Origin of the sequence: Curtobacterium sp. MCLR17_058 (assembly GCF_003234705.2) — a bacterium.
Taxonomy (GTDB): Bacteria; Actinomycetota; Actinomycetes; order Actinomycetales; family Microbacteriaceae; genus Curtobacterium; species Curtobacterium flaccumfaciens.
Window position 1 is genome coordinate 2,688,580 of sequence record NZ_CP126262.1, and the last position, 21,191, is coordinate 2,709,770.

At 71.3% G+C, this 21,191-nt stretch carries 25 protein-coding genes; 5 read left to right on the forward strand and 20 right to left on the reverse strand.

Annotated elements, in window-relative coordinates; translation table 11 throughout:
* Positions 1 to 81 precede the first annotated feature (81 nt).
* Together DEJ11_RS12640 and DEJ11_RS12645 are read right to left on the reverse strand one after the other, a co-directional pair.
* On the reverse strand, positions 82 to 1,158 hold the full coding sequence (locus DEJ11_RS12640; protein WP_027466355.1) for a polyprenyl synthetase family protein: 1,077 nt from the start codon (positions 1,156 to 1,158) through the stop codon (positions 82 to 84).
* 31 nt (positions 1,159 to 1,189) lie between these two features.
* Positions 1,190 to 1,981 carry a demethylmenaquinone methyltransferase gene (locus tag DEJ11_RS12645; RefSeq protein ID WP_017888622.1) on the reverse strand — a complete coding sequence of 264 codons (792 nt, stop codon included), beginning with the start codon at positions 1,979 to 1,981 and terminating at the stop codon, positions 1,190 to 1,192.
* Positions 1,982 to 2,067: 86 nt separating this feature from the next.
* On the opposite strand from DEJ11_RS12645, the gene DEJ11_RS12650 reads away from it, so the two are divergent.
* Positions 2,068 to 3,327, forward strand: coding sequence for an isochorismate synthase (locus tag DEJ11_RS12650; RefSeq protein WP_111103629.1), 1,260 nt, complete (start codon positions 2,068 to 2,070; stop codon positions 3,325 to 3,327).
* Between the two features lie 85 nt (positions 3,328 to 3,412).
* Here the strand turns inward: DEJ11_RS12650 and menD are convergent, their stop codons facing one another.
* Together menD and DEJ11_RS12660 are read right to left on the reverse strand one after the other, a co-directional pair.
* Positions 3,413 to 5,161, reverse strand: coding sequence for a 2-succinyl-5-enolpyruvyl-6-hydroxy-3-cyclohexene-1-carboxylic-acid synthase (gene menD, locus DEJ11_RS12655; RefSeq protein ID WP_111103679.1), 1,749 nt, complete (start codon positions 5,159 to 5,161; stop codon positions 3,413 to 3,415).
* The gene (locus DEJ11_RS12660) at positions 5,154 to 5,513 is read right to left on the reverse strand and encodes a PLDc N-terminal domain-containing protein (RefSeq protein ID WP_071406307.1); all 360 of its coding nucleotides are present in this window, start codon (positions 5,511 to 5,513) and stop codon (positions 5,154 to 5,156) included. Before DEJ11_RS12660 ends, menD begins: the two co-directional genes overlap by 8 nt.
* Positions 5,514 to 5,577: 64 nt before the next feature.
* Between DEJ11_RS12660 and DEJ11_RS12665 the strand changes: the two genes are divergently transcribed.
* The gene (locus tag DEJ11_RS12665) at positions 5,578 to 5,913 is read left to right on the forward strand and encodes a DUF4229 domain-containing protein (RefSeq protein WP_111032003.1); all 336 of its coding nucleotides are present in this window, start codon (positions 5,578 to 5,580) and stop codon (positions 5,911 to 5,913) included.
* A gap of 45 nt (positions 5,914 to 5,958) precedes the next feature.
* On the opposite strand, the gene DEJ11_RS12670 is transcribed toward DEJ11_RS12665, so the two are convergent.
* From DEJ11_RS12670 to DEJ11_RS12685, 4 genes are read right to left on the reverse strand one after another with little or no spacing between them, the layout of a single operon-like run.
* Complete coding sequence (locus tag DEJ11_RS12670) at positions 5,959 to 6,960, reverse strand: 1,4-dihydroxy-2-naphthoate polyprenyltransferase (RefSeq protein ID WP_111032004.1); 1,002 nt, start codon at positions 6,958 to 6,960, stop codon at positions 5,959 to 5,961.
* Positions 6,961 to 7,000: 40 nt separating this feature from the next.
* Positions 7,001 to 8,140, reverse strand: a complete 1,140-nt coding sequence (locus DEJ11_RS12675; RefSeq protein WP_111103630.1) for an AMP-binding protein — start codon at positions 8,138 to 8,140, stop codon at positions 7,001 to 7,003.
* Positions 8,140 to 9,069 carry a 1,4-dihydroxy-2-naphthoyl-CoA synthase gene (locus DEJ11_RS12680; protein ID WP_111029377.1) on the reverse strand — a complete coding sequence of 310 codons (930 nt, stop codon included), beginning with the start codon at positions 9,067 to 9,069 and terminating at the stop codon, positions 8,140 to 8,142. Before DEJ11_RS12680 ends, DEJ11_RS12675 begins: the two co-directional genes overlap by 1 nt.
* Positions 9,070 to 9,100: 31 nt before the next feature.
* Positions 9,101 to 9,646 (reverse strand): hypothetical protein, encoded by a 546-nt coding sequence (locus DEJ11_RS12685; protein ID WP_146245060.1) that lies wholly within the window; start codon positions 9,644 to 9,646, stop codon positions 9,101 to 9,103.
* A 118-nt stretch (positions 9,647 to 9,764) separates the two neighbouring features.
* On the opposite strand from DEJ11_RS12685, the gene DEJ11_RS12690 reads away from it, so the two are divergent.
* On the forward strand, positions 9,765 to 10,757 hold the full coding sequence (locus tag DEJ11_RS12690) for an o-succinylbenzoate synthase (protein WP_111103631.1): 993 nt from the start codon (positions 9,765 to 9,767) through the stop codon (positions 10,755 to 10,757).
* A gap of 273 nt (positions 10,758 to 11,030) precedes the next feature.
* Here DEJ11_RS12690 and ccsB read toward each other — a convergent pair whose 3' ends face one another.
* The 6 genes from ccsB to DEJ11_RS12720 all read right to left on the reverse strand — a co-directional run bounded on the left by ccsB (position 11,031) and on the right by DEJ11_RS12720 (position 17,360).
* Positions 11,031 to 12,050 (reverse strand): c-type cytochrome biogenesis protein CcsB, encoded by a 1,020-nt coding sequence (gene ccsB, locus DEJ11_RS12695; RefSeq protein ID WP_111103681.1) that lies wholly within the window; start codon positions 12,048 to 12,050, stop codon positions 11,031 to 11,033.
* 5 nt (positions 12,051 to 12,055) lie between these two features.
* Positions 12,056 to 13,780 carry a cytochrome c biogenesis protein ResB gene (gene resB / locus DEJ11_RS12700; protein ID WP_228513215.1) on the reverse strand — a complete coding sequence of 575 codons (1,725 nt, stop codon included), beginning with the start codon at positions 13,778 to 13,780 and terminating at the stop codon, positions 12,056 to 12,058.
* Entirely contained in the window at positions 13,764 to 14,462 is a 699-nt protein-coding gene (locus DEJ11_RS12705; RefSeq protein WP_071247888.1) for a cytochrome c biogenesis CcdA family protein, read from the reverse strand. Before DEJ11_RS12705 ends, resB begins: the two co-directional genes overlap by 17 nt.
* 45 nt (positions 14,463 to 14,507) lie before the next feature.
* Complete coding sequence (locus DEJ11_RS12710) at positions 14,508 to 15,146, reverse strand: TlpA family protein disulfide reductase (RefSeq protein ID WP_111103632.1); 639 nt, start codon at positions 15,144 to 15,146, stop codon at positions 14,508 to 14,510.
* Positions 15,143 to 15,799: a histidine phosphatase family protein gene (locus DEJ11_RS12715; RefSeq protein ID WP_071406299.1), complete on the reverse strand. Its 657-nt coding sequence runs from the start codon at positions 15,797 to 15,799 to the stop codon at positions 15,143 to 15,145. The genes DEJ11_RS12710 and DEJ11_RS12715 overlap by 4 nt, the downstream gene beginning before the upstream one ends.
* A 67-nt stretch (positions 15,800 to 15,866) precedes the next feature.
* Complete coding sequence (locus DEJ11_RS12720; RefSeq protein ID WP_111029374.1) at positions 15,867 to 17,360, reverse strand: SulP family inorganic anion transporter; 1,494 nt, start codon at positions 17,358 to 17,360, stop codon at positions 15,867 to 15,869.
* Between the two features lie 69 nt (positions 17,361 to 17,429).
* Between DEJ11_RS12720 and DEJ11_RS12725 the strand changes: the two genes are divergently transcribed.
* Positions 17,430 to 17,804: a MerR family transcriptional regulator gene (locus tag DEJ11_RS12725; protein WP_071406340.1), complete on the forward strand. Its 375-nt coding sequence runs from the start codon at positions 17,430 to 17,432 to the stop codon at positions 17,802 to 17,804.
* On the opposite strand, the gene DEJ11_RS12730 is transcribed toward DEJ11_RS12725, so the two are convergent.
* The gene (locus DEJ11_RS12730; RefSeq protein ID WP_111103633.1) at positions 17,781 to 18,026 is read right to left on the reverse strand and encodes a hypothetical protein; all 246 of its coding nucleotides are present in this window, start codon (positions 18,024 to 18,026) and stop codon (positions 17,781 to 17,783) included. The two genes, DEJ11_RS12725 and DEJ11_RS12730, sit on opposite strands and share 24 nt — an antisense overlap.
* The gene (locus DEJ11_RS12735) at positions 18,026 to 18,364 is read right to left on the reverse strand and encodes a hypothetical protein (RefSeq protein WP_111046777.1); all 339 of its coding nucleotides are present in this window, start codon (positions 18,362 to 18,364) and stop codon (positions 18,026 to 18,028) included. Before DEJ11_RS12735 ends, DEJ11_RS12730 begins: the two co-directional genes overlap by 1 nt.
* 171 nt (positions 18,365 to 18,535) lie before the next feature.
* On the opposite strand from DEJ11_RS12735, the gene aspS reads away from it, so the two are divergent.
* Positions 18,536 to 19,876, forward strand: coding sequence for an aspartate--tRNA(Asn) ligase (aspS, locus tag DEJ11_RS12740; protein WP_111038116.1), 1,341 nt, complete (start codon positions 18,536 to 18,538; stop codon positions 19,874 to 19,876).
* Between the two features lie 124 nt (positions 19,877 to 20,000).
* Here the strand turns inward: aspS and DEJ11_RS12745 are convergent, their stop codons facing one another.
* The 4 genes from DEJ11_RS12745 to DEJ11_RS12760 form a co-directional block, all read right to left on the reverse strand.
* Positions 20,001 to 20,294: a Dabb family protein gene (locus tag DEJ11_RS12745; RefSeq protein ID WP_111038117.1), complete on the reverse strand. Its 294-nt coding sequence runs from the start codon at positions 20,292 to 20,294 to the stop codon at positions 20,001 to 20,003.
* A complete protein-coding gene (locus DEJ11_RS12750; RefSeq protein ID WP_071247435.1) occupies positions 20,291 to 20,545 on the reverse strand; it encodes a glutaredoxin family protein in 255 nt (84 codons plus the stop codon). The genes DEJ11_RS12745 and DEJ11_RS12750 overlap by 4 nt, the downstream gene beginning before the upstream one ends.
* Positions 20,546 to 20,632: 87 nt before the next feature.
* On the reverse strand, positions 20,633 to 20,731 hold the full coding sequence (locus DEJ11_RS12755) for a 30S ribosomal protein bS22 (RefSeq protein WP_003792170.1): 99 nt from the start codon (positions 20,729 to 20,731) through the stop codon (positions 20,633 to 20,635).
* Positions 20,732 to 20,840: 109 nt separating this feature from the next.
* Positions 20,841 to 21,035, reverse strand: a complete 195-nt coding sequence (locus DEJ11_RS12760) for a helix-turn-helix domain-containing protein (RefSeq protein ID WP_017888579.1) — start codon at positions 21,033 to 21,035, stop codon at positions 20,841 to 20,843.
* Positions 21,036 to 21,191 lie beyond the last annotated feature (156 nt).

Genomic DNA, 21,191 nt, shown 5'->3' on the forward strand with positions numbered 1-21,191 from the left:
ATCGTCTCCAGTTCGTTCGGGTGGGGGTTCCCGGGGGGCCTCCCGACCGGGCCGCAGTGCGTGCGCCGTCGGGAGGGGTGTTCAACGGCTTCGGTCGACGACGGAGTCCGCGAAGCGGGTGAGTGCCCGTTTCACGGTGCCGTCGGGGAGCGGGGCGAGGGCGGCGACGGCTTCGCGGGCCCAGGCGACGGCGACGGCTCGGGTCGCCGCGGTGGCCTCGTGCTCGCGGAGTGCGGCGACGGCCGACTGGTACGGCGCGGAGTCGACCACGTCGTCCGGCGCGCCGTTGACGTCGCGCTCGATGCGCTCGACCAGGTGCTGCGCGGACGGGTCGGTCGCGGCCATCCGGCGCAGCTGCAGGACCGGCAGGGTGTCGACGCCGGCACGCAGGTCGTTGCCGGCGATCTTGCCGGTCTTGTCCGTCGCGGGGGCGAGGTCGATGACGTCGTCGACGAGCTGGAAGGCCACGCCGACCTTCTCGCCGAAGGTACCGACGGCGTCGAGGTAGGCACGGTCGGCACCGGAGAACATCACGCCGGCACGTGCCGCGGTGGCGATGAGCGAACCGGTCTTGTCGCTGAGCACCTGGATGTAGTGCTCGAGCGGGTCGTCGTCCGGCTGCGGCCCGGTGGTCTCGTGCAGCTGCCCCATGCAGAGGCGCTGGAAGGTCTCGGCCTGCATCCGGATGCCCTCCGTGCCGAGGTCGGCGGTGATCAGGCTGGCGCGGGCGAAGAGCAGGTCGCCGGTGAGGATCGCCACGTTGTTGCCGTAGGTGATCTGTGCGGCGGGGACCCCGCGTCGCACGGGCGCCTCGTCCATGACGTCGTCGTGGTACAGCGACGCCAGGTGCGTGGTCTCGATGCTCACCGCGGCCTTGACCACGGCGTCGGTCACGCCGTCACCGAGCTGGGCGATGAGGAGCGTCAGGGTCGGACGGATGCGCTTGCCACCGGCGGACAGCAGGTACCGGCTGGTGGTGTCGGCCAGGGTGTCGGTGGAGCGCATGGCGTCCTCGAGCCCCTGCTCGACGAGTTCGAGCCCGTCGTCGACCGCGGAGATGAAGCGTCGGTCGGCGGGCGTGGCGAACAACCGCTCGCCGATGCCCAGCGATGCGCGCAGGCTCGGCGCGCGACGTGCGACCGGGACGCTCGGATTCAAGTGCTGCTCCGTCTTCGGGGGTGGTGACCGGTCAGTCGGCGGCCGGGTCGACGCGCGGCTGCTCGCCGGTGTTCTGGTGGTCACGGCGGGCCTTCGCACGCCGTGCCGCGGACTCGCGCACCGTGTCGGCGACGGGCTTGCGGCCACGGTGCAGTGCGACGATACCGGCCGTCAGGTTGCGGTAGGCGACCACCGAGAAGCCGACACCGCGGAGCCACTGGGTGAGCACCTGCTGGTCAGGCCACGCGTCGATCGACTCGGCGAGGTAGCGGTAGGCGGCCGGGTTGCTGCTCGAGAGCCGCGCGATGCCCGGGAGCACGCGCTTCAGGTAGGTGCCGTAGCCGAAGCGCAGCAGGGCGCGGGGCGGCGTCGAGAACTCACAGATGACGACGCGGCCACCGGGCTTCAGGACGCGCAGCATCTCGGCGAGCGCCTGCTTCGGGTCGTTCACGTTGCGCAGCCCGAACGAGATCGTGACGGCGTCGAACGTGTCGTCGTCGAAGGGCAGCTGCTCGGCATCGCCCTCGACGAAGGTGATCTCGGGGTGGCGTTCGCGGCCGACGGCGATCATGCCGGCGGACAGGTCGAGCGCGGTGACCTCGGCGCCCTTCTTGGCGAAGGCCGCTGCGCTGGTCCCGGTGCCCGCGGCGATGTCGAGGACCTTCTCGCCGGGCTGCGGGTCGACCGCACGGACCGTCGCGACACGCCACAGCGGGGCATTGCCCGCCGACAGGATGTCGTTCGTGAGGTCGTACTTGGCCGCGACGTCGTCGAACATCGCCGCCACCTCGTCCGGGCGCTTGTTCAGGTCCGCTCTGCTCACACGATCAATCCTAGAGGTCCCGACCGAGCGTTCACCGGACTCGCAGCCACCCGGGCGGTGCGGGATCGGCGCGTAGCATCGGAGCCGTGACCCGAACCACCACGGCGGCGCCCCCGCTGACGGTCTCGACCCGGATCCTCGACGACCCGGGCGCCGTCCTCCGCCACACGCTCCGCGACCGTCCCCTCGCCTTCGTCCGGAACGGCGACGGCATCGTCGGCATCGGTGAGGCGCTCCGGTTCACCTTCACCGGCCCGGACCGGATGCGTGACGCCGCGGCTCTCTGGCGCAGCATCGTCGAGACCGCCGTCGTCGACGACCCGGTGCAGCTGCGCGGTTCGGGGCTCGTCGCGTTCGGGTCGTTCGCCTTCGCCGACGACTCCGCCGACGAGAGCGTGCTCATCGTGCCCCGGGTGGTCCTCGGCCGGCGTCGCGGCAAGGCCTGGCTGACCGCGATCGACACGACGCTCGGCGCGGAGCCCCTGGCCTTCACCCGGACCTCGGTCCCGGTCCCCCACGTCGGGACGCACGTCTCCGTGGCCCTGCGGCCCGGGCACATCGACGAGGACACCTACGCCGCCAACGTGACCGAGGCGGTCCGCCGCATCGTGGCCGGGGATGCCCGCAAGGTGGTGCTCGCCCGCGACCTCGTCGGCACGCTGCCGCCGGGAGCCGATCGACGGGCGGTCCTGCTCGACCTCGCGGCCGCCTACCCGCAGTGCGTGACCTTCGCGGTGGACGGGCTGGTCGGCGCCACCCCCGAGACCCTCGCCCGCACCGACGGCACGCGGTTGACCGCACGGGTGCTCGCCGGCAGCGCCGCCCGGGGCACCGACGAGGTGTCCGACCGGGCCGCCGCCGAGGCCCTCGCCAGCAGTGCCAAGGACGTCGAGGAGCACACCTTCGCGATCGACAGCCTGCTCGCGGCCCTCGCCCCGCTCGCGACGGACCTGCGCGCCGACGCCGAACCGTTCCGGCTGCAGCTGCCGAACCTGTGGCACCTGGCGACCGACGTGCAGGCCACGCTGCCGCCCGACACCACGTCGCTGGACGTCGCCGACGCCCTGCACCCGACGGCCGCGGTCGCCGGGACCCCGACGGACGTGGCCGTGCAGTTGGTCGCCGAGCTCGAGGGCGTCGACCGGGGCCGCTACGCCGGGCCGGTCGGCTGGATGAGCGCGACGGGTGACGGCGAGTGGATGCTCGCGCTCCGCAGCGCCCGGATCGACGACGACGGCACCGTGCGGGCCTGGGCGGGGGCCGGGATCGTGGCCGGTTCGGAGCCGGCGCGCGAGGTCGCCGAGACGGCGCTGAAGTTCCGGCCGATCACCGACGCGCTGGCCTGAGGCATGCGCGCGACCCACGCGGTCGCGCGATCCACGCGGTCGAGCGACCCTCGCGGCCGCGCGGTCCCCGACAGCCGCTGGCCGGTCAGTCGGCCAGCGGGACCTCGATCACGACCCGCTCGGCTGGGTCGGTGAGCACCCGCTCCAGGTCACCCCACGTCGCCGCCCGGCGGTACTCCCACCCGAGGCCCGTGACGACCCGTTCGACGTCGACGTGCTGCGGGGTCGACATCATCCGCCGCATGTCGGCTTCGGGCGTGGTCTTCGCCACCTCGAGCCCGCGGAAGATCGCGCCGCCGTGGTCGTTGCCGACGACGACCTGCACCCGGTGGGTGCGTTCCTCGGTGCCGGTGACGAACGCTCCGAGGTCGTGCAGCAGGGTCAGGTCGCCGAGGAGCACGCGTGTGGTGCCCACTGAGGCCGAGGACTGCTCGAGCGCCGCGGCGATGCCGAGTGCGGTCGAGACGGTGCCGTCGATACCCGCGAGCCCGCGGTTCGCGTGCACCCGGATCTTCTTGCCGAGCACCCGGGCGTCGGCTTCACGGATGAGCTGCGACGCCCCGAGGACCAGCCGGTCGTGCGGCCAGGTCACCCCCCAGACGGCCTCGGCGAGCATGGCCCGGTCGACGGGTCGGCGACGGAGCGCGACCTCGTCACGCAGGAACTTGTTCCGCTCGGCACGGTCGGCGGAGCGCTTGGCGTCGAGGTTCGGGCCGGCATCGCCGTCCCCCAGGATCCGTCGGCTGGCGCCGACCCAGCGGCCGACCCACGCACGGTGCTCCGGCCGGGTGCGGCCCGTCACGCGGACGTCGGAGAAGAAGGTGGTCACGGCGTCCGGTCGGGAGGCGCGGGCCGGGTCGAAGGGGTCGGCCGCCGGTCCGCGGACGACGATCGTCTCGACCCCGTCGCGCTGCAGGAGCGCGGGGACCTCTCTGCTGAGGGTCGGGTGGCCGAGCACGACGGCGCGGCGGACGGCGCCACCGTGGTCGGCGTCGCGCAGGAGTTCGCGGTAGGCCACGACCAGGTTGCGGCCGAAGCGCGCGCCGCTCGAGACCTCGGCGAGGAGCGGCGCCCCGAGTTCCCAGGCGATCCGCTCGGCGTCCTCGCCGGCATCGTGCCCGGCGATGACGACGGTGCCCGGTTCGTCGTCCGGGGTGAGTTCGGCGACCGGCAGACCCGTGTGCGCCCGGCGGGTCGCGAACGCCAGGTCGACCTCATCCTCGGGCACGGGGCCGACGTGCTCCGGGGCGAGTCCGGCCGACAGCGGCTCGCGGAACGCGACGTTGAGCTGCGCGGGACCGGGCTGTCCGGTGTGCCCGGCTGCGGCGGCGACGGCCTGTCGGGCGAGGGTGCGCAGGGTGTCGCGGACCGAGGCGTCGACGCCGTGCGCCGACGGGGCCTCGACGTCGCGGACGAAGGCGACGGCCTGGCCGAAGATCCCCGGCTGGACGGTGGTCTGGTTGCTGCCGATGCCGCGCAGTTCGTCGGGGCGGTCGGCACTCAGCACGATCATCGGCACACCCGAGTGGTGCGCCTCGAGCACGGCGGGGTGCAGGTTCGCCACCGCGGTACCCGACGTCGTCACCACCGCTGCGGGTCGGTGCGTCTCGACCGCGAGCCCGAGTGCGAAGAACCCGGCGGTCCGTTCGTCCAACCGCACGTGCACGGTCAACCCGCCGGCGCGCTCGAGGGCGACCGCCGCGAGGGCGAGTGCCTGGGAACGCGAACCGGGGCTCACCACGACGTCGGTGACGCCGGCACGCACGAGTTCCTGCAGGAGGGCGAGCGCGGTGTCCGTAGCCGGGCTGCCCGAACCAGCGGGGCCGTCAGCGATCGGTGCGGCCGTCGTCGTCGCGCTCGTGGAACTGGTCTTCGAGGTCTCGGAGGGTCGCGTCGTCCTGGTCCTTGTCCGTGAGGGTGGTGCCCGGCTCCGGCGTAGTGCCGAGGAAGTCCGGGTCGTCTTCGGGTCCACGGTACCGGGCCGAAGCACCGGGGTCGGCCGCCGGGGTGCGACCCAGCAGGAACCAGAGGACGCCGCCCAGGACGGGCAGGATGATGACGAGCAGGAGCCACACGCCACGACGCAGGGAACGGACGCGCTGACGCGGCATCGTGCCGCAGTCGATGGCCGCGTACACCGTGAAGGCGACGGCGGCCACGGCGACGATCAACCACAAGCGGACCATGCGGTGAAGTCTAGGTCGCGACCCTGTGATGCCCCTGCCGGTCGGCGCTCCGTAGACTCACCGTGTGAAAGCGTGGCTCCTGTACACCCTGGCTCGGCTCGGCATCTTCGTGGTGGCGCTCGTGCTCCTCCTGCTCCTGACGCCGATGCCGTGGTACTGGGCGACGATCGTGGCCGCCCTGGTGGGCCTGCTCATCTCGTACATCGCCCTGTCCGGACTGCGCACGCAGGTGGCCCTGAGCCTGGCGAACCGCCGCGGCACCCCGGAGCGGGACGCCGACTCGGACTTCGAGGACGACTTCGTCGATGCCGCCGACTCCGACGCCGCGGCCACCCCGACCGTCCGTCCGGTGTCCGACGCGGACCGGCACGAGGCGCGCCGGGACACCGACGCCGACTGACTCCGAGCGCGAGGGCGGGGCCGTCCGGTCGAGCAGCCGGGACGGCTACGGCTGGATGGCCAGGGTGATCCCGAGCACCACGCCGAAGGCGAGCGAGGCGAACGACGACAGCTGCAGGGCCGTGATGAGCTCGCGGGGCTTCCGTGACGACACCCCGATCGCCAGTGCCGGCAGCGCCAGCAGCAGCGAGAAGTACGTGAAGCCCGTGCGGAAGTACAGCAGCACGAACCAGAGCAGCACGACGTACGGCAGCATCAGGAACAGGCCGTACAGGACGCGGGCCACCGGACGACCGACGACCACGGCGAGCGTGCGCTTGCCCGCCAGCTGGTCCTCGTCGATGTCGCGGATGTTGTTCACCATCAGGACCGCGCAGGCGAAGAAGCCGGCGGCCACCGCGGCTGCCCAGCCGCTGACCGTGACCTCGCGGATCTGCACGAACTGGGTGCCGAGCACGGCGACCAGCCCGAAGAAGACGAAGACGAAGACCTCGCCGAGGGCGTTGTACCCGTACGGCTTCTTGCCACCGGTGTAGAACCAGGCGGCGACGATGGCGGCTGCCCCCACGAGCAGCAACCACCACAGCTGGGTGAGCAGCACGATGACCAGGCCGGCGACCGCGGCCAGGCCGAAGAACGTCAGGGCAACGGTGAGCACGGTCCGGGGCTTGGCCAGACCGGCTCCGGTGAGTCGTGCCGGGCCGACGCGGTACTCGTCGGTGCCGCGGACCCCGTCGGAGTAGTCGTTGCTGTAGTTCACACCGATCTGCAGGAACAGTGCCACGGCCAGGGCGAGCAGCGCGACGGCGAGGTGGCCGTCCTTCGCCAGGTAGTCGCCGAAGTCGCCGGGCTCCCCGCTGTCGACGAACGCGACGGCGGTGCCGAGCACGACCGGGACGACACCGAGGGTCAGGGTGCGCAGGCGTGCGCCACCGATCCAGTCGCGTGCGGTCGCCTTCCGCTTGGTGCGGGCGGGGGCAGCGGCCTTCGCCGGGTTGCCGGACCGGCCCTGCTTCTGCGTCGAGTTCTTCGTTCGTGCCACGAGCACCGATCATATTGCCGATGCGCCGCCCGGCCGCTCGCGGTCCCTACGGGCGGCCCGGCTCCACGAGCGCCTGCACGGCCCGACGGTCGGGTTTGCCCGACGACAGCATCGGGATCCGGTCTAGCACGACGACGTCCGCCGGCCGGGCGGCACGGCCCAGGGTGGCCCCGACGTGCGCACGTACGGCCTCGACGTCGAGCGGCTGCTCGGTGACGACGACCGGGACCTCGCCCCACTCCCCCGCTGCGCGCCGGACGACGACGGCGCTCTCCTGCCCGGGCAGCCCGCGGACGAGCCGCTCGACCGCACCGAGCTGGACCTTCTCGCCGCCGGAGATCACCACGTCGTCGAGGCGTCCGAGCACGCGGACCACGCCGTCGGACAGGGTCGCGGTGTCCCCGGTCCGGTACCAGCGCAGCCCGTCCCGTTCGACGAAGGCCGACGCCGTGCGGGCATCGTCGTCGAGGTACCCCTCGGCGAGCATCGGCCCCGCCAGCTGCAGCTCGCCGTCGACCAGCGCCGTGCGCACCGTGCCGAACGGGACGCCGTCGTACACGCATCCGCCGCTCGTCTCGCTCGCACCGTACGTCGTCACGACCCGGACCCCGGCCTCGAGCGCACGCTGCCGGAGCGGCGCCGGGGTGGCCTGCCCGCCGACCAGGACCGCGTCGAACCGGGCGAGCGCACGGGTGGCGTCCGGGTCGTCGAGGACCCGGGCGAGCTGCACCGGCACCAGCGAGGTGTAGCGACGCGACGCGGCCGGACCGGTGACGAGCCGTTCGGCCGCCTCGGTGAACGCGGCGGCCGCGAAGTGCCCGGGCGGCACGACGACCGGTTCGGTGCCCGCGGTGATCGAGCGGGTCAGGACGTTGATGCCGGCGATGTAGTGCGTCGGCAGCGCGAGCACCCAGCGCCCGGGCCCACCGAGTGCCGCGTCCGCCGCGGCGGCACCGGCGAGGAGCGCCTCGGACGAGAGCGCCACGCGCTTGCCGGTGCCGGTGGACCCGCTCGTCTCGACCACCAGGGCGACCGCCTGCCGGACCTCGGCCGGAGGTGGCGTCGGCAGTGCCGGTGCCCCCTCGGCGACGGGGAGCAGTGCGGGGCCGCCGGCGAGTGCTGCCTCCAGGCCGCGCAGCACGGCCGTCGGGTCCGACGTACCGGTCGCGACCAGCGGACGGGGCATCAGTAGTGCCAGGGGAACGCGGTCCACTCGGGAGCGCGCTTCTCGAGGAACGAGTCGCGACCCTCGACCGCCTCGTCGGTGCCGTAGGCCAACCGCGTCGCCTCGCCCGCGAACACCTGCTGGCCGACCATGCCGTCGTCCACAGCGTTGAACGCGTACTTGAGCATCCGGATCGCCGTCGGCGACTTGCCGAGCACGATCTCGCCCCAGCGGATCGCCTCACGCTCCAGGTCCTCGTGCGGCACCACGGCGTTCACCGCACCCATCTCGTACGCGCGCTGGGCGGAGTACTCCTGGGCGAGGAAGAAGACCTCGCGGGCGAACTTCTGCCCGATCTGCTTGGCGTAGTAGGCGCTGCCGTAGCCGCCGTCGAACGAGCCGACGTCGGCATCGGTCTGCTTGAACTTCCCGTGCTCGGCGCTCGCGATGGTGAGGTCGCAGATCGCGTGCAGCGAGTGCCCACCGCCAGCGGCCCAGCCGGGGACGACCGCGATGACGACCTTGGGCATCATCCGGATCAGCCGCTGGACCTCGAGGATGTGCAGCCGCCCCATCGATGCCTGGGCGGCCGCGGGGTCGACGCCCTCGGGCGGGGCGCCCTCGTCACCGACGTACTGGTAGCCGCTCCGCCCCCGGATGCGCTGGTCGCCGCCGGAGCAGAACGCCCACCCGCCGTCCTTCGGGCTCGGGCCGTTGCCGGTGAGCAGCACGACGCCGACACGGGGGTCCTGCCGGGCGTCGTCGAGGGCGCGGTAGAGCTCGTCGACCGTGCGCGGGCGGAAGGCGTTGCGGACCTCGGGACGATCGAAGGCGACCCGGACGATGCCCTTGGAGACGTGCTTGTGGTACGTGATGTCGGTGAACTGCTCCGCGATCGGAGCGGTGGTCCAGACGTCGGGGTCGAACAGGTCGGAGACGGGAGCAGCCATGCTCCCAACGTACCGCCGGGCGTCTGGCGGGTCAGGCGCCCATGTCGGTCAGGATCTCCGGCGCGACGAACACCATGATCACGATGAGGATCACGGGGTTCGCGAAGAACGCCAGGACGACCCCGACAGCGCCGTACCAGCGTCCGAACGAGCCGACGGCGGCGACGAACCCGAGCACGGCGGCGACGAGCGTCAGGAACACGACGACGAAGCAGATCCCGAAGGCGAAGTTCGTGTCACCGCCCATGAACACGGCGAAGGCACTGGCGTCCACAGCGGCGGACACCACGGCCAGGCCGAGGGCGATCTTGCCGACGACGGGGTTGCGGCGCTTCGTGCCACCCGTCTGCCGGACGTCGACGGTGTTGCGCTGCATGAGGCGGGCGAAGTCGTCGGAGTCGCGCCCGGGAGCCGCCGCGGATCGAGCGCCCGCTGCCGGGCGGGTCGCCGCCGAGGGTCGCGCTGCAGCTGCCGGACGAGCCGAGGCCGCCGGGCGTGCTGCTCCGGCGCTCGACGGGTCGGACGGGCGCTGCGATGCACGCTGCTGTGCTGCGCGCTGCCGCGGATCCACCGCCACCGAGCCTCCCTCGTTCCGGGTCGTTCCCCTGCCGACCGAGGCCGACCGATGCATGCTAGTGCCCTGCCCTGGCGGTCCCCTCCGAGGAACCGGCGGGCCCCCTGGGTGCGGTGGGAGGATGGCGGACGTGCTCCCCGACCTCGCCGACCTCCTCGCCGACGCCCACGTGGTGGCCCTGCCCATGCGGGTGCGGTTCCGCGGCATCACCACGCGCGAGGCGGTCGTGCTGCGCGGTCCCGCCGGCTGGACCGAGTTCTCGCCGTTCGTCGAGTACGACGACGCTGAGGCCGCCGCCTGGCTGCGCGCCACCGTCGACTTCGGGTGGACCGACCACGAACCCGCCGCCGACTCCGTGCCGGTCAACGCCACCGTCCCGGCGATCGCCGCCGCCGACGTCGCCGACCTGCTCGCGCGGTACCCCGGCTGCACGACGGCCAAGGTCAAGGTCGCCGAACCCGGCACGACCGTCGACGACGACGTCGCCCGGGTCGCCGCCGTCCGCCGGGTGATGGGGCCCGAGGCCACGGTCCGGATCGACGCCAACGGGCTGTGGAGCGTGGGGCAGGCCGCCGCGGCACTCGAGCGGCTCGCACCGTTCGACCTGCAGTACGCCGAGCAGCCCTGCGCGACGGTGCCCGAGCTCGCGGAGCTCCGGTCGCGGATCGCCGGCCTCGGCGTCCGGGTCGCCGCGGACGAGAGCGTCCGGAAGGCGAGCGACCCCCTCGCCGTCGCCCGGGCCGGCGCCGCCGACGTCCTGGTCGTGAAGGCCCAGCCGCTCGGGGGGATCACCGCGGCCCGTGCCGTCATCGCCGACGCCGGGCTGCCGTGCGTCGTCTCCAGTGCGCTCGACACCTCGGTCGGGCTCGGGATGGGAGCGTTCCTGGCCGCCGCGGCGATGACGCCCGGGTACGCCGCCGGGCTCGGGACGGCCGCGATGTTCGCCGGGGACGTCACGACCGATCCGCTGCTGCCGGTCGGCGGTCGGGTGCCGGTGCGCCGCGTCGACGTCGCGCCGGAGCTGGTGGACCGGTACGCCGCGTCGCCGGAGCGCACGGCGTGGTGGCGCGAGCGGGTGACGCGCGTGCACGACCTGCTCGCAGCCGCCGGGTAGCGCGCCCGCCGCGTCCTCACGAGACGCCGCCGTCTCCGGAAGACGCCGGCGTCTCCTTTCGGCGCCGGCGTCTCCTTTCGGCGCCGCCGAGTCATCGAGACGCCGCCGTAATCAGCGGCGTCTCACCGACGACGCGGCGTCCCACCGACACGACGGCGTCTTCCTGGCCGTGCACGCACCCCGGACGACGGACGGGAGGCACGGTGCCAGCTGGCACCGTGCCTCCCGTCCGGTCGTGGTCGCGACCAGGGCCGCGTCAGCGACCCGCGCGGCTCACAGACCCGAGTAGCTGTGCAGGCCCTTGAAGAAGACGTTCACGACCGAGAAGTTGAACATCACCGCAGCGAAGCCGATGAGGGCCAGCCAGGACGACCGCGCACCGCGCCAGCCACGGGTCGCACGAGCGTGGATGTAGCCCGCGTAGACGACCCAGATGATGAAGGTCCAGACCTCTTTCGTGTCCCAGCCCCAGTAGCGACCCCAGGCGCGCTCGGCCCAGATCGCACCGGCGATGAGCGTGAACGTCCAGAGGACGAAGCCGACGAGCAGGACGCGGTAGGTCAGGACCTCGAGCCGGTCGGCGTCGGGCAGCGTCGCCATGAAGCGGAGCTTGCCGGAGGCCGTGCGGCCCTGGCGGTACGTCTGCACGAGCTGCGCCACCGCGAGCCCCGCGCCGAGCGCGAAGAACCCGGTGCCGGCGATCGCCACGAAGACGTGGATGACCAGCCAGTACGACTGCAGGGCCGGCTGCAGCGGGACGACGGGGACCCAGTAGTTCACGGTCGCGATGCCGAGCAGGATGATCGTCAGGCCGGTGATGAAGACACCGAGGAACTTCAGGTTCTGCCAGAACTGCACGAGCAGGAAGATCAGCGTGATCAGCGCCGTGCCGGTCAGCGAGAACTCGAACATGTTGCCCCACGGCACACGGTCGGCCGCGATGCCGCGGAGGACGACCGAGGCGACGTGCAGGACGAGCGCGAGGATCGTCATCGCCATGCCGACGCGCTCGAACTTCGTGCCGCGGCCGGCCGAACCGCTCGACGGCGGTGCGGCGACCTGCTCGAGCACGACGGTGCCGCCGCGGACGGTCGCGACCGTCTTCGCGCCGGGTGCTGCCGCAGCGCTGGCCGCGTCGGCCGAGCTGTCGTCGGCGCCCGCGTTCTTCGCGGCGGCCGTGACGTCGCCGGAGCGTTTGGCCATGTCGAGGGCGAACGAGATGAACGCGACCACGTACACCGCCATCGCGGAGTACGTGAGCACGACCGAGTAGGTCGCGAGGTTCGTGGTCATGTCGTTCACTGGGGCATCCTAACTCCGAGGTCCGACGTGTGGCGCTGTGCGATGTCCGCGACGGCCCGTTCGAGGTTCGGGTCCTCGCCGCGTGCGAGTCCGGCGTACTCGAGGTCGTACTCGCCGCCCGCCGTGTCCTTGCGCGGGACGACCTTCACCCAGACGCGGCGGCGCGGGACGAACAGCGAGGTGAGCAGGCCGAGGGTGGAGAGCAGGGCGAACCCGCCCACCCAGAGCTGCGAGGGGTCGTGGTGCACGTCGAGGGAGACGTACCGCTTGACGCCGTCGAACGTGATCGACCCGGCGCCCTCCGGGAGCTTCTTCGTCTGGCCGGGCTTCAGCGCGATGCTCGCGGTGTCCGACTGCCGACCGGCGATCTGGTCGAGCCCCTTGGTGCTGAGCGTGTACACGCTCTGCGGGACTCCGCTGTCGAGCCCGAGGTCGCCCGTGTAGACCTGCAGCGTCAGCAGCGGGTTCTGGGTGTCCGGGTAGGCACTCGAGTAGGCGCCGCTCGCGAGCTTCGATGCCGTGGGGTAGAAGAACCCGACCATGCCGAGCTGGTCCGGCTTCGCGTCCGGCACCTTGATGACGCCGGTGGAGGTGTAGTTCGCATCCTCCGGCAGGAACGGCACGACGTCCTTGAAGGCCACGTTGCCGTCGCCGTCGCGCACCGTGACCTGCATCGCGTAGCCATTGCCGAGCAGGTAGACGTTCGTACCGCCGACGTGCAGCGGATCGTTCACACCGAGGCGGCTGGTCTTCGGCTCGCCGCCCTTCTCGGTGCTCGTGACGGTGGCCGAGTAGTCGAGCGCCTGCCCGAGGGCGTCCAGGTTGCGCTCCTCGTACTTCGTCACGAACTTGTCGAGCCGGAGGTTGTACCCCTTGAGGTCGGTCTGCTGGAACCAGCGACCGGGGTTGAACGAGTCGTACGAGCCGAGCACGTTCGAGAACGTCTGCCCCTCGACCAGCAGGCGCTGACCGGTGAAGCCGAAGCCACCGCCGACACCGACTGCCAGGAGCACCCCGACGAGGGCGGCGTGGAACACCAGGTTGCCGGTCTCGCGCAGGTAGCCGCGCTCCGCGCTCACCGAGTCGCCGAACCGCTCGACGCGGTACCCGGACCGCTTCAGGATCGCCATCGCGCGCGTCACCGCGTGCTCGGCGGACGGGAGGCCCGTGGTCGCGTCGATCCCGGTCGTCCCGTCGATCATCGCGTCCGGCTGCACCGCCACCGTGCGGAAGCCCGCCAGTCGCGTCAGGCGCGCGGGGGTCTTCGGCGGACGGGTCCGCAGTGCCTGCCAGTGGTGCTTCGTGCGGGGCACGATGCAGCCGATGAGCGAGATGAAGAGCAGCAGGTAGATCGCGGAGAACCACACCGAGGTGTAGGTGTCGAAGACCTGCAGCTTGTCGAGGACCGGGTAGAGCTGCGGGTGGTCCGCCTTGTACTGCACGACGCCGTTCGGGTCGGCGGTGCGCTGTGGGACGAGCGAGCCCGGGATCGCCGCGAGGGCGAGCAGCATGAGCAGGAACAGCGCCGTGCGCATGCTCGTCAGCTGCCGCCAGAAGAACCGGAGGTACCCGACGAAGCCGAGCTTCGGCTGGTTGATGCCGCCGTCGGTCGGGCCGGAGCCGTCGACGTGGTCGGACGGTCGCTGCGGGTCGGAGGCGCTGTCGGCTCCGTCGCCTGCGCCCGTCGGGATGTGCTCGTTCAGGTCAGACCGCGGGGACAAAGCTCTGGATCACCGCCCCGACGCTCGACATGACGGCCGACCAGATACCGGTGACCATGAGCAGACCGATGACGATCAGGATCGCTCCTCCGATGATGTTGACGGTGCGCATGTGACGCTTCACCGCCGCGATGGCCCCCGTGGCCCAGCCGGCGCCGAGGGCGACGAGGACGAACGGGATGCCGAGCCCGAGGCAGTACGCCACCCCGAGCCACATGCCCTGCCAGGCGCTGCCCGACTGGACGCTGAGCAGATTGATGGCCGCCAGGGTCGGGCCGAGGCACGGGGTCCAGCCGAGGCCGAACACGATGCCGAGCAGGGGGGCGCCGAGGAGCCCGGTGGCCGGGGTCCAGCTGGGCTTGATGGTGCGCTGCAGGAAGGTGAACCGACCGACGAACACCAGGCCCATCGCGATCACGACGACCCCGAGGATCTGCGTGATGAGGTCGCGCCACCGCACGAGCCAGAAGCCGAGCGCGCCGAACACCGTCGTGTACGCCACGAACACCGCGGTGAACCCGGCGATGAACAGCAGCACGCCGAGCACCACACGACCCCGACGCTGCCCGCCCTCGGCGACACCGCCGACGTACCCGAGGTACCCCGGCACCAGCGGCAGCACGCACGGGGACAGGAACGACACGAGCCCGGCGAGCGCCGCCACGGGCAGCGCCACGGCCATCTGGCCGCTCAGGATCGCGTCGGCGAAGGGGTTGGAGGTCACGGGTCAGGAGGCCTTGCCGGCGTCGAGCTCGTCGCTGACCAGGGTCTGCAGGATGCTCGTGCCGTCGATCGCGCCGAGGACCCGGGCGGCCACGCGGCCCTTCGTGTCGAGGACGATCGTGGCCGGCACCGCGTTCGGTGCGATCTGCCCGGACATCGCGAGCTGCATCGTGCCCGTGCGCTGGTCGAGGACCGTCGGGTACTGCACGTCGAAGGTGCGCTCGAAGGCGGCCGCGGTCGCTGCTTCGTCGCGGACGTTGACACCGATGAACGCGACGTCGTCGGCGTCGGCGTACTCGTCGTGCACCTTGTTGAGGTACTTCGCCTCGGCACGGCACGGGGGGCAGCTGGCGTACCAGAAGTTCAGGACGACGACCTTGCCGCGGAGGTCCTTCGACGAGACCGTGTCACCGTTCGAGTCCTCGGCCCGGAAGGTGACCGGGTCGGTGCGGTCCTTCGCGGAGACCTCGGTCACGGCACCGTCACCGGAGATGTAGTTCTGGGTCGTGCCGTTGCCGTACTGCTTCGCGATGCCGCCGCTGTCCGACGAGCAGCCGGACAGGACGAGCACGGCTGCGACGGCCGTCGCTGCGAGGACCGCGAACCGCTTGCTGATGACGCGCGCACGCTTCGTGCTGTTCACACTGCTCCTTCGTCGACGGCGGTCGCGCGCAGTTCCTGCGCGGGGTCCGCGTACCCGACCTCGGTGAACCGACCGGTCGACGTGGCGGGCACACGTTCGACGGTGGTGATGCTCGACAGGTCACAGCGGCGCTTGCGCGGGTCGTGCCACAGGGGCTCCCCCGCGAGCTTCCGGTGGACCATCCAGATCGGCAGCTGGTGGCTGACCAGGACGACGTCGCCCTCGTCCACGCTCTCCCACGCCGTGGTCATCGCCGCGAGCATGCGGTTGGCGATCGACTCGTACGCCTCGCCCCAGCTGGGACGCAGCGGGTTCGCGATCCACGGCCACTCCGCCGGGCGGCCGAGCGAGCGCTTCGTGAACCCGGGGGGCTGCCCCTCGTAGCGGTTCGTCGGTTCGATCAGGCGCTCGTCGAGCGTCACGTCGAGCCCGTAGGCGGCCGACCAGGGCGCAGCGGACTCCTGCGTGCGCTGCAGCGGGGACGCCACGATCCGACGCACGTCAATGCCGGCGTCCTTCCAGGCGGTCGCGGAGGCCTGCGCCATCCGCGTGCCGAGGTCGCTCAGCCCGAAGCCCGGGAGCCGGCCGTAGAGGACGCGGCCCGGGTTGTGCACCTCTCCGTGCCGGACGAGGTGGAGACGGGTCGCGGGCATGGGTTCCAGTGTAGGTCGCCCGCGGTTCCCACCGCCCCCTCAGGTGATTCACCGGATGCGGAAGCACTCAGCCGCCGAGCTCACCGGAGAGCCGCCCGTGCAGCGCGATCGACCCCGTGTCGAGGTTCACCACCTCGACGGTCGACCCGTGCTTCGCGAACCGCTGTTCGACCCCGTCGAGCGCCGCGACCGTGGACGCGTCGAACACGTGGGCGTCGGCCAGGTCGATGATCACGTGCTCCGGGTCCTCGGCGTAGGAGAACCGTGTGACGAGGTCGTTCGACGAGGCGAAGAACAGCGCCCCGCGGACCCGGTACCGCACGGTGCGGTCGTCGACCGGCTCGCGCACCACGGTCACCACGTGCGCCACCCGTCGGGCGAAGACCAGGGCCGCCACGACCACGCCGACGAGCACCCCGGTGGCGAGGTTCTCGGTCACGACGACCACCACGACGGTGACGAGCATGACCGCGGTCTCGCCGAGCGGCATCCGTCGGAGGGTGCGCGGTCGGATGCTGTGCCAGTCGAAGGTCGCGACGCAGACCATGAGCATGACCGCCGTCAGTGCCGCCATCGGGATCTGGGCCACGAGGTCGTGGAGCACGATCGTCAGGACCAGCACCGAGACACCGGCCGCGAAGGTCGAGACGCGGGTCCGGGCACCCGCGGTCTTCACGTTGATCACCGTCTGGCCGATCATCGCGCAGCCGCCGGTCCCACCGAAGAAGGCGGACGCGATGTTCGCGACGCCCTGACCCCACGACTCGCGCCACTTGCTCGAGCCCGTCTCGGTGATGGAGTCGACGAGCTGCGCGGTGAGCAGGGTCTCGATCAGCCCGACGATCGCGACACCGAACGCGTACGGGGCGATGATCTGCAGCGTCTCGAACGTGAACGGCGTCGTGATGCCGCCGAAGCCCGGGAGCGCCGTCGGCAGTTCGCCCTCGTCGCCGACCGTCGGCACGGCGACGCTGAACACCATCGTGATGCCGGTGACGACGACGACCGCGATGAGCGGTGCGGGGATCGCCTTCGTCAGGAACGGGAAGCCGACGATGATCGCGATGCCGAGCGCCGTCAACGGCCAGACGATGAACGGCACGTCGTCGCCGAGCAGGTTCGGCAGCTGGGCGGTGAAGATGAGGATGGCCAGGGCGTTCACGAACGCGACGTTGACGCTGCGCGGGATGAAGCGCATCAGCCGTGCCACCCCGAGGAACCCGAGCACGAGCTGGAACACGCCGCCCAGGACGATCGCGGGCACCAGGTACTCGATCCCGTGTTCCCGGACGAGCGGGGCGATGACGAGCGCCACCGAGCCGGCTGCGGCGGAGATCATCGCGGGGCGACCGCCGACGATCGAGATCACGATCGCGATGACGACGCTCGAGAACAGGCCGACCGCGGGATCGACCCCGGCGACGACGGAGAACGAGATCGCTTCGGGGATGAGGGCCAGCGCGGTGACGATGCCGGCCAGGACCTCTCGGGTGAGCATGCGGGGCGAGCGGAGGGCGGCGAGGACGCTCGGGGCCGTCGGCGCGTGTGTGATCACGGACATCGATCGGAACTCTACCCTCACGTGAGGGTAGAGTCGTACGCCGTGAGCACCAGCGACGCCCCCGACACGATGCACATCGGCGAGCTCGCCGACCGCGCCGGCATGTCCCTGCGCACCATCCGGCACTACGACGAGGTCGGGCTGCTCGTGCCGAGCGGCCGCACCACCGGCGGCTTCCGGGTCTACACGGCGCAGGACCTCGAACGGTTGCTCGTGATCCGCCGGATGAAGCCGCTCGGGTTCACGCTCGACGAGATGGCCGAGCTGCTCCGCGTGGTCGACGCCCTCGCGACGAAGGACCCCGATGACGAACCAGCGCTGGCAGCCCGCCTCGACGCGTACCTCGAGGACGCCCGTGCCCGCCACGCCAAGCTCGTCGAGCGGGCCGGCATGGCCGAGGAGTTCATCGGCACGCTCGGATCACTCCGCGCGTCGCTCCCCTGACGACGCGGTGTCCTCGGCGAGCACCCTGGCGCGCATGCGCTGCCGCTCGAGTTCGAGCTTGAGCTCCCCCTCTTCCACGTGGAGCTGCCAGTCGATCGCCCCACGTTGCGCCCAGTCCCACATGCTCTCGCCGGGCGCAGGACCGATGTACGGCCGCTCCGAGGGGACCGTGTCTTCCTTCCGCACCAGCTCTCGCCAGGCACGGCGCAGACGAGTCGTCATCACTGTCTCCTCTTCTCGATGAACAGTTCCGCCAACACCCTTGCAGCGGGTTCTTCTCCGGCAGGCACTTTCTGCATGTCGTACATCGCCTGTGCCAGGTTCCGGCCGATCTCGCGACGCCCGACCTCCGCCGCGGTGATCAGGTCGAACACCACGGTCAACCGCGCCCAGTAGCGGTCCCGTTGCTCCCGCGCGACGTCCCGCCGCCACCGGATGACCGCCCACAGCCCACCGACGACCGCCACGAGCAGCGTGAACGCCGCCGTGCAGAGCGCAGCCACCACCACCGCGACCGCCGCAGGCGGCCAGGCCGCGAGCTCCCCCGTCTCCGTCCCCACCCGGTCCCCCTCTCGTCCCGCGACCCGGCCACGTCGAGAACGCTACGGATCCCACGCAGGCCGCCACGGGCCTCCCGGCTATCGGTGGAGAACGCCGGACGCAGGCGGCCCTGTGGAGGGAAGAACCCTGCTGCCCACGCCCCCGGACGCAGGCGGTTAGACTCGACCACCGTGATCGAACGCACCCGCATCGCCGACCTGGCAGCCCTCCCCGACGGTCCCGTCTCCGTGGCCGGATGGGTCGAGACCGTCCGAGACCAGAAGAAGGTGCAGTTCGTCGTGCTGCGCGACGAGACCGGCGCCGTCCAGCTCGTGAACCCGGCGACGCGTGAGGCCGAGGACGGCGACGACGCCGCACAGTCCGCCTTCGCGACCACCAACGAGATCTCCGGCCTGGCGCACGGCACCTTCGTGCACGTCACCGGCACGCTGAAGCACGACGAGCGCGTGAAGCTCGGCGGGCTCGAGGTCAAGATCGGTGCGCTGCAGGTGGTGAGCGCCGCGATCCCGGAGACCCCGATCGCCGACGACTCGTCGCTCGACAAGCGCCTCGACTGGCGCTTCCTCGACCTGCGCAACCGCAAGCAGAACCTGATCTTCCGGATCCAGACGACGCTGGAGCACGCGTTCCGCACGTACTGGGTCGACCGCGACTACATCGAGATCCACACCCCGAAGCTCATGGCGTCGGCATCCGAGTCGCGCGCCGAGCTGTTCCAGCTGGAGTACTTCGAGACGACCGCCTACCTGGCCCAGTCGCCGCAGAACTTCAAGCAGATGGCGCAGCCGGCCGGCTTCGGTGCCGTGTTCGAGATCGCGGACGCCTTCCGCGCCGACCCGTCCTTCACGAGCCGCCACGCCACCGAGTTCACCAGCGTCGACGCCGAGTTCTCGTGGATCGAGTCCCACGAGGACGTCATGGCGATGCACGAAGAGGTCCTGGTCGCCGGCATCACCGCCGTCAAGGAGAAGTACGGCAAGGACATCGCGGAGGTCTTCGGCTTCGAGCTGCAGGTCCCTGCGACGCCGTTCCCGCGCGTGACCCTGGCCGACGCGCGCAAGATCGTCGCCGACAGCGGCTACGACGTCGTCCGCGCCGACGGTGACCTGGACCCCGAGGGCGAGCGCCGCGTCGCCGCCTGGGCGAAGGAGCACCACGGCTCCGAGTTCGTGTTCGTCACGGAGTACGACGCCTCGATCCGGCCGTACTACCACATGCGGAAGCCGGGCGACCCGTCGGTCACCAACAGCTACGACCTCATCTTCAACGGTGCCGAGATCTCCACGGGTGCCCAGCGTGAGCACCGCGTCGACGTGCTCGAGGCGCAGGCCGTCGAGAAGGGCCTCGACCCGGAGGAGCTCGGCTGGTACCTCGACTTCTTCCGCTACGGCGTCCCGCCGCACGGCGGCTTCGGCATGGGCCTCGCACGCGTGCTGATGCTCATGCTCGGTGAGCCGTCGATCCGCGAGGTCACCTACCTGTTCCGTGGCCCGACGCGCCTGACCCCGTAGTCACCAGCGAGTGAGCAGAAAAGGTCGCCTCCGGAAATCGGAGGCGACCTTTTCTGCTCACTGGACGCACGCAGCGCACGCAGCGCACGCAGCGCACGCAGCGCCGGGGGACGGGAGGCTCGGCTCAGCTCTGCCAGTCGATGGCGGCCCGCGCCGTGACCAGTTCGCGGATCTCCGCTGCCGCGGCCTGGTGCTCCGGGTGCACCTGGTACGCGTCGAGTCCGGCGAGGTCGTCGAAGCTGGCGACCACGGCGACGTCGTGGTTCTTGTCCGGGTAGGCGACGTTCTCGACGACCTCGAGCGACCGGATCGACTCGACGGTTCCGACCAGACCGGTCAGGAGTTCGCGGATGCGGGCGATCGACGCGGTGCGGTCGAGGTCGGTCCGCAGGGACCAGGAGACGACGTGGGAGATCATGCGCGGGCCTCGGCCTTCTCGAGCGCACGTGCGAGCCGGTCGGCGTCGACGTGCCAGTTGCTGTGGACGCGCCCGTCGATCAGCACGACGGGGATGTCCTCCGCGTACTCCTGGCGGAGGGCGTCGTCGTCGAGGATCGAGCGTTCCTGCAGGGTGACCCCCGGGTGGTCGGCGACGACGCGTTCGACCACGGGTCGGGCGTCGTCGCAGAGGTGGCATCCGGGCTTCGTCAGGAACGTCACTGCGGGCATGGTCCCAGCGTAGTCCGGGAACGCGAAAGCCCCGGCGAACCGGGGCTTCTCGTGCAGGTCCTCCGACCTGCGCAGACCTGTGAGGGTCTACTTCTTGTTGCGTCGCTGGTGACGCGTCTTGCGAAGGAGCTTGCGGTGCTTCTTCTTCGCCATGCGCTTACGACGCTTCTTGATGACAGAACCCATGTGGACCTCGCTCGGACTGATGCTGATGTACGGACACCGGGCCGAAGAGACCGCGGAAAATCAACCTGCCCGAGTCTACCGGCTGCCCGCTGGGATGTCGAACGCGCGCTCAGCCGACGTCCGCCACGCCACCGCGCAGCACGTCGGCGACGGCTGACTCGGGGACGCGGAAGGAACGGCCGAAGCGGATGGCGGGGAGCTCACCGGCGTGCACCATCCGGTACACGGTCATCTTCGAGACGCGCATCATCTCGGCGACCTCAGCGACGGTGAGGAAGCGCACGTCGTCGAAACTGCCGGTCATGGTCCGCCTTCGGGGCTCGCACGCGCGCTGCGCACGGGAGTGGTGTGACCTGTGTGGTCAGTGGCAACTGTAGAGGCGTGTGCGACCCGGTGTCCAGGATCAGTCCGCGCCGCGTGCACCGGCGCCGCCCCGTCCTCGGAAGCCCGAGCGGCAGGG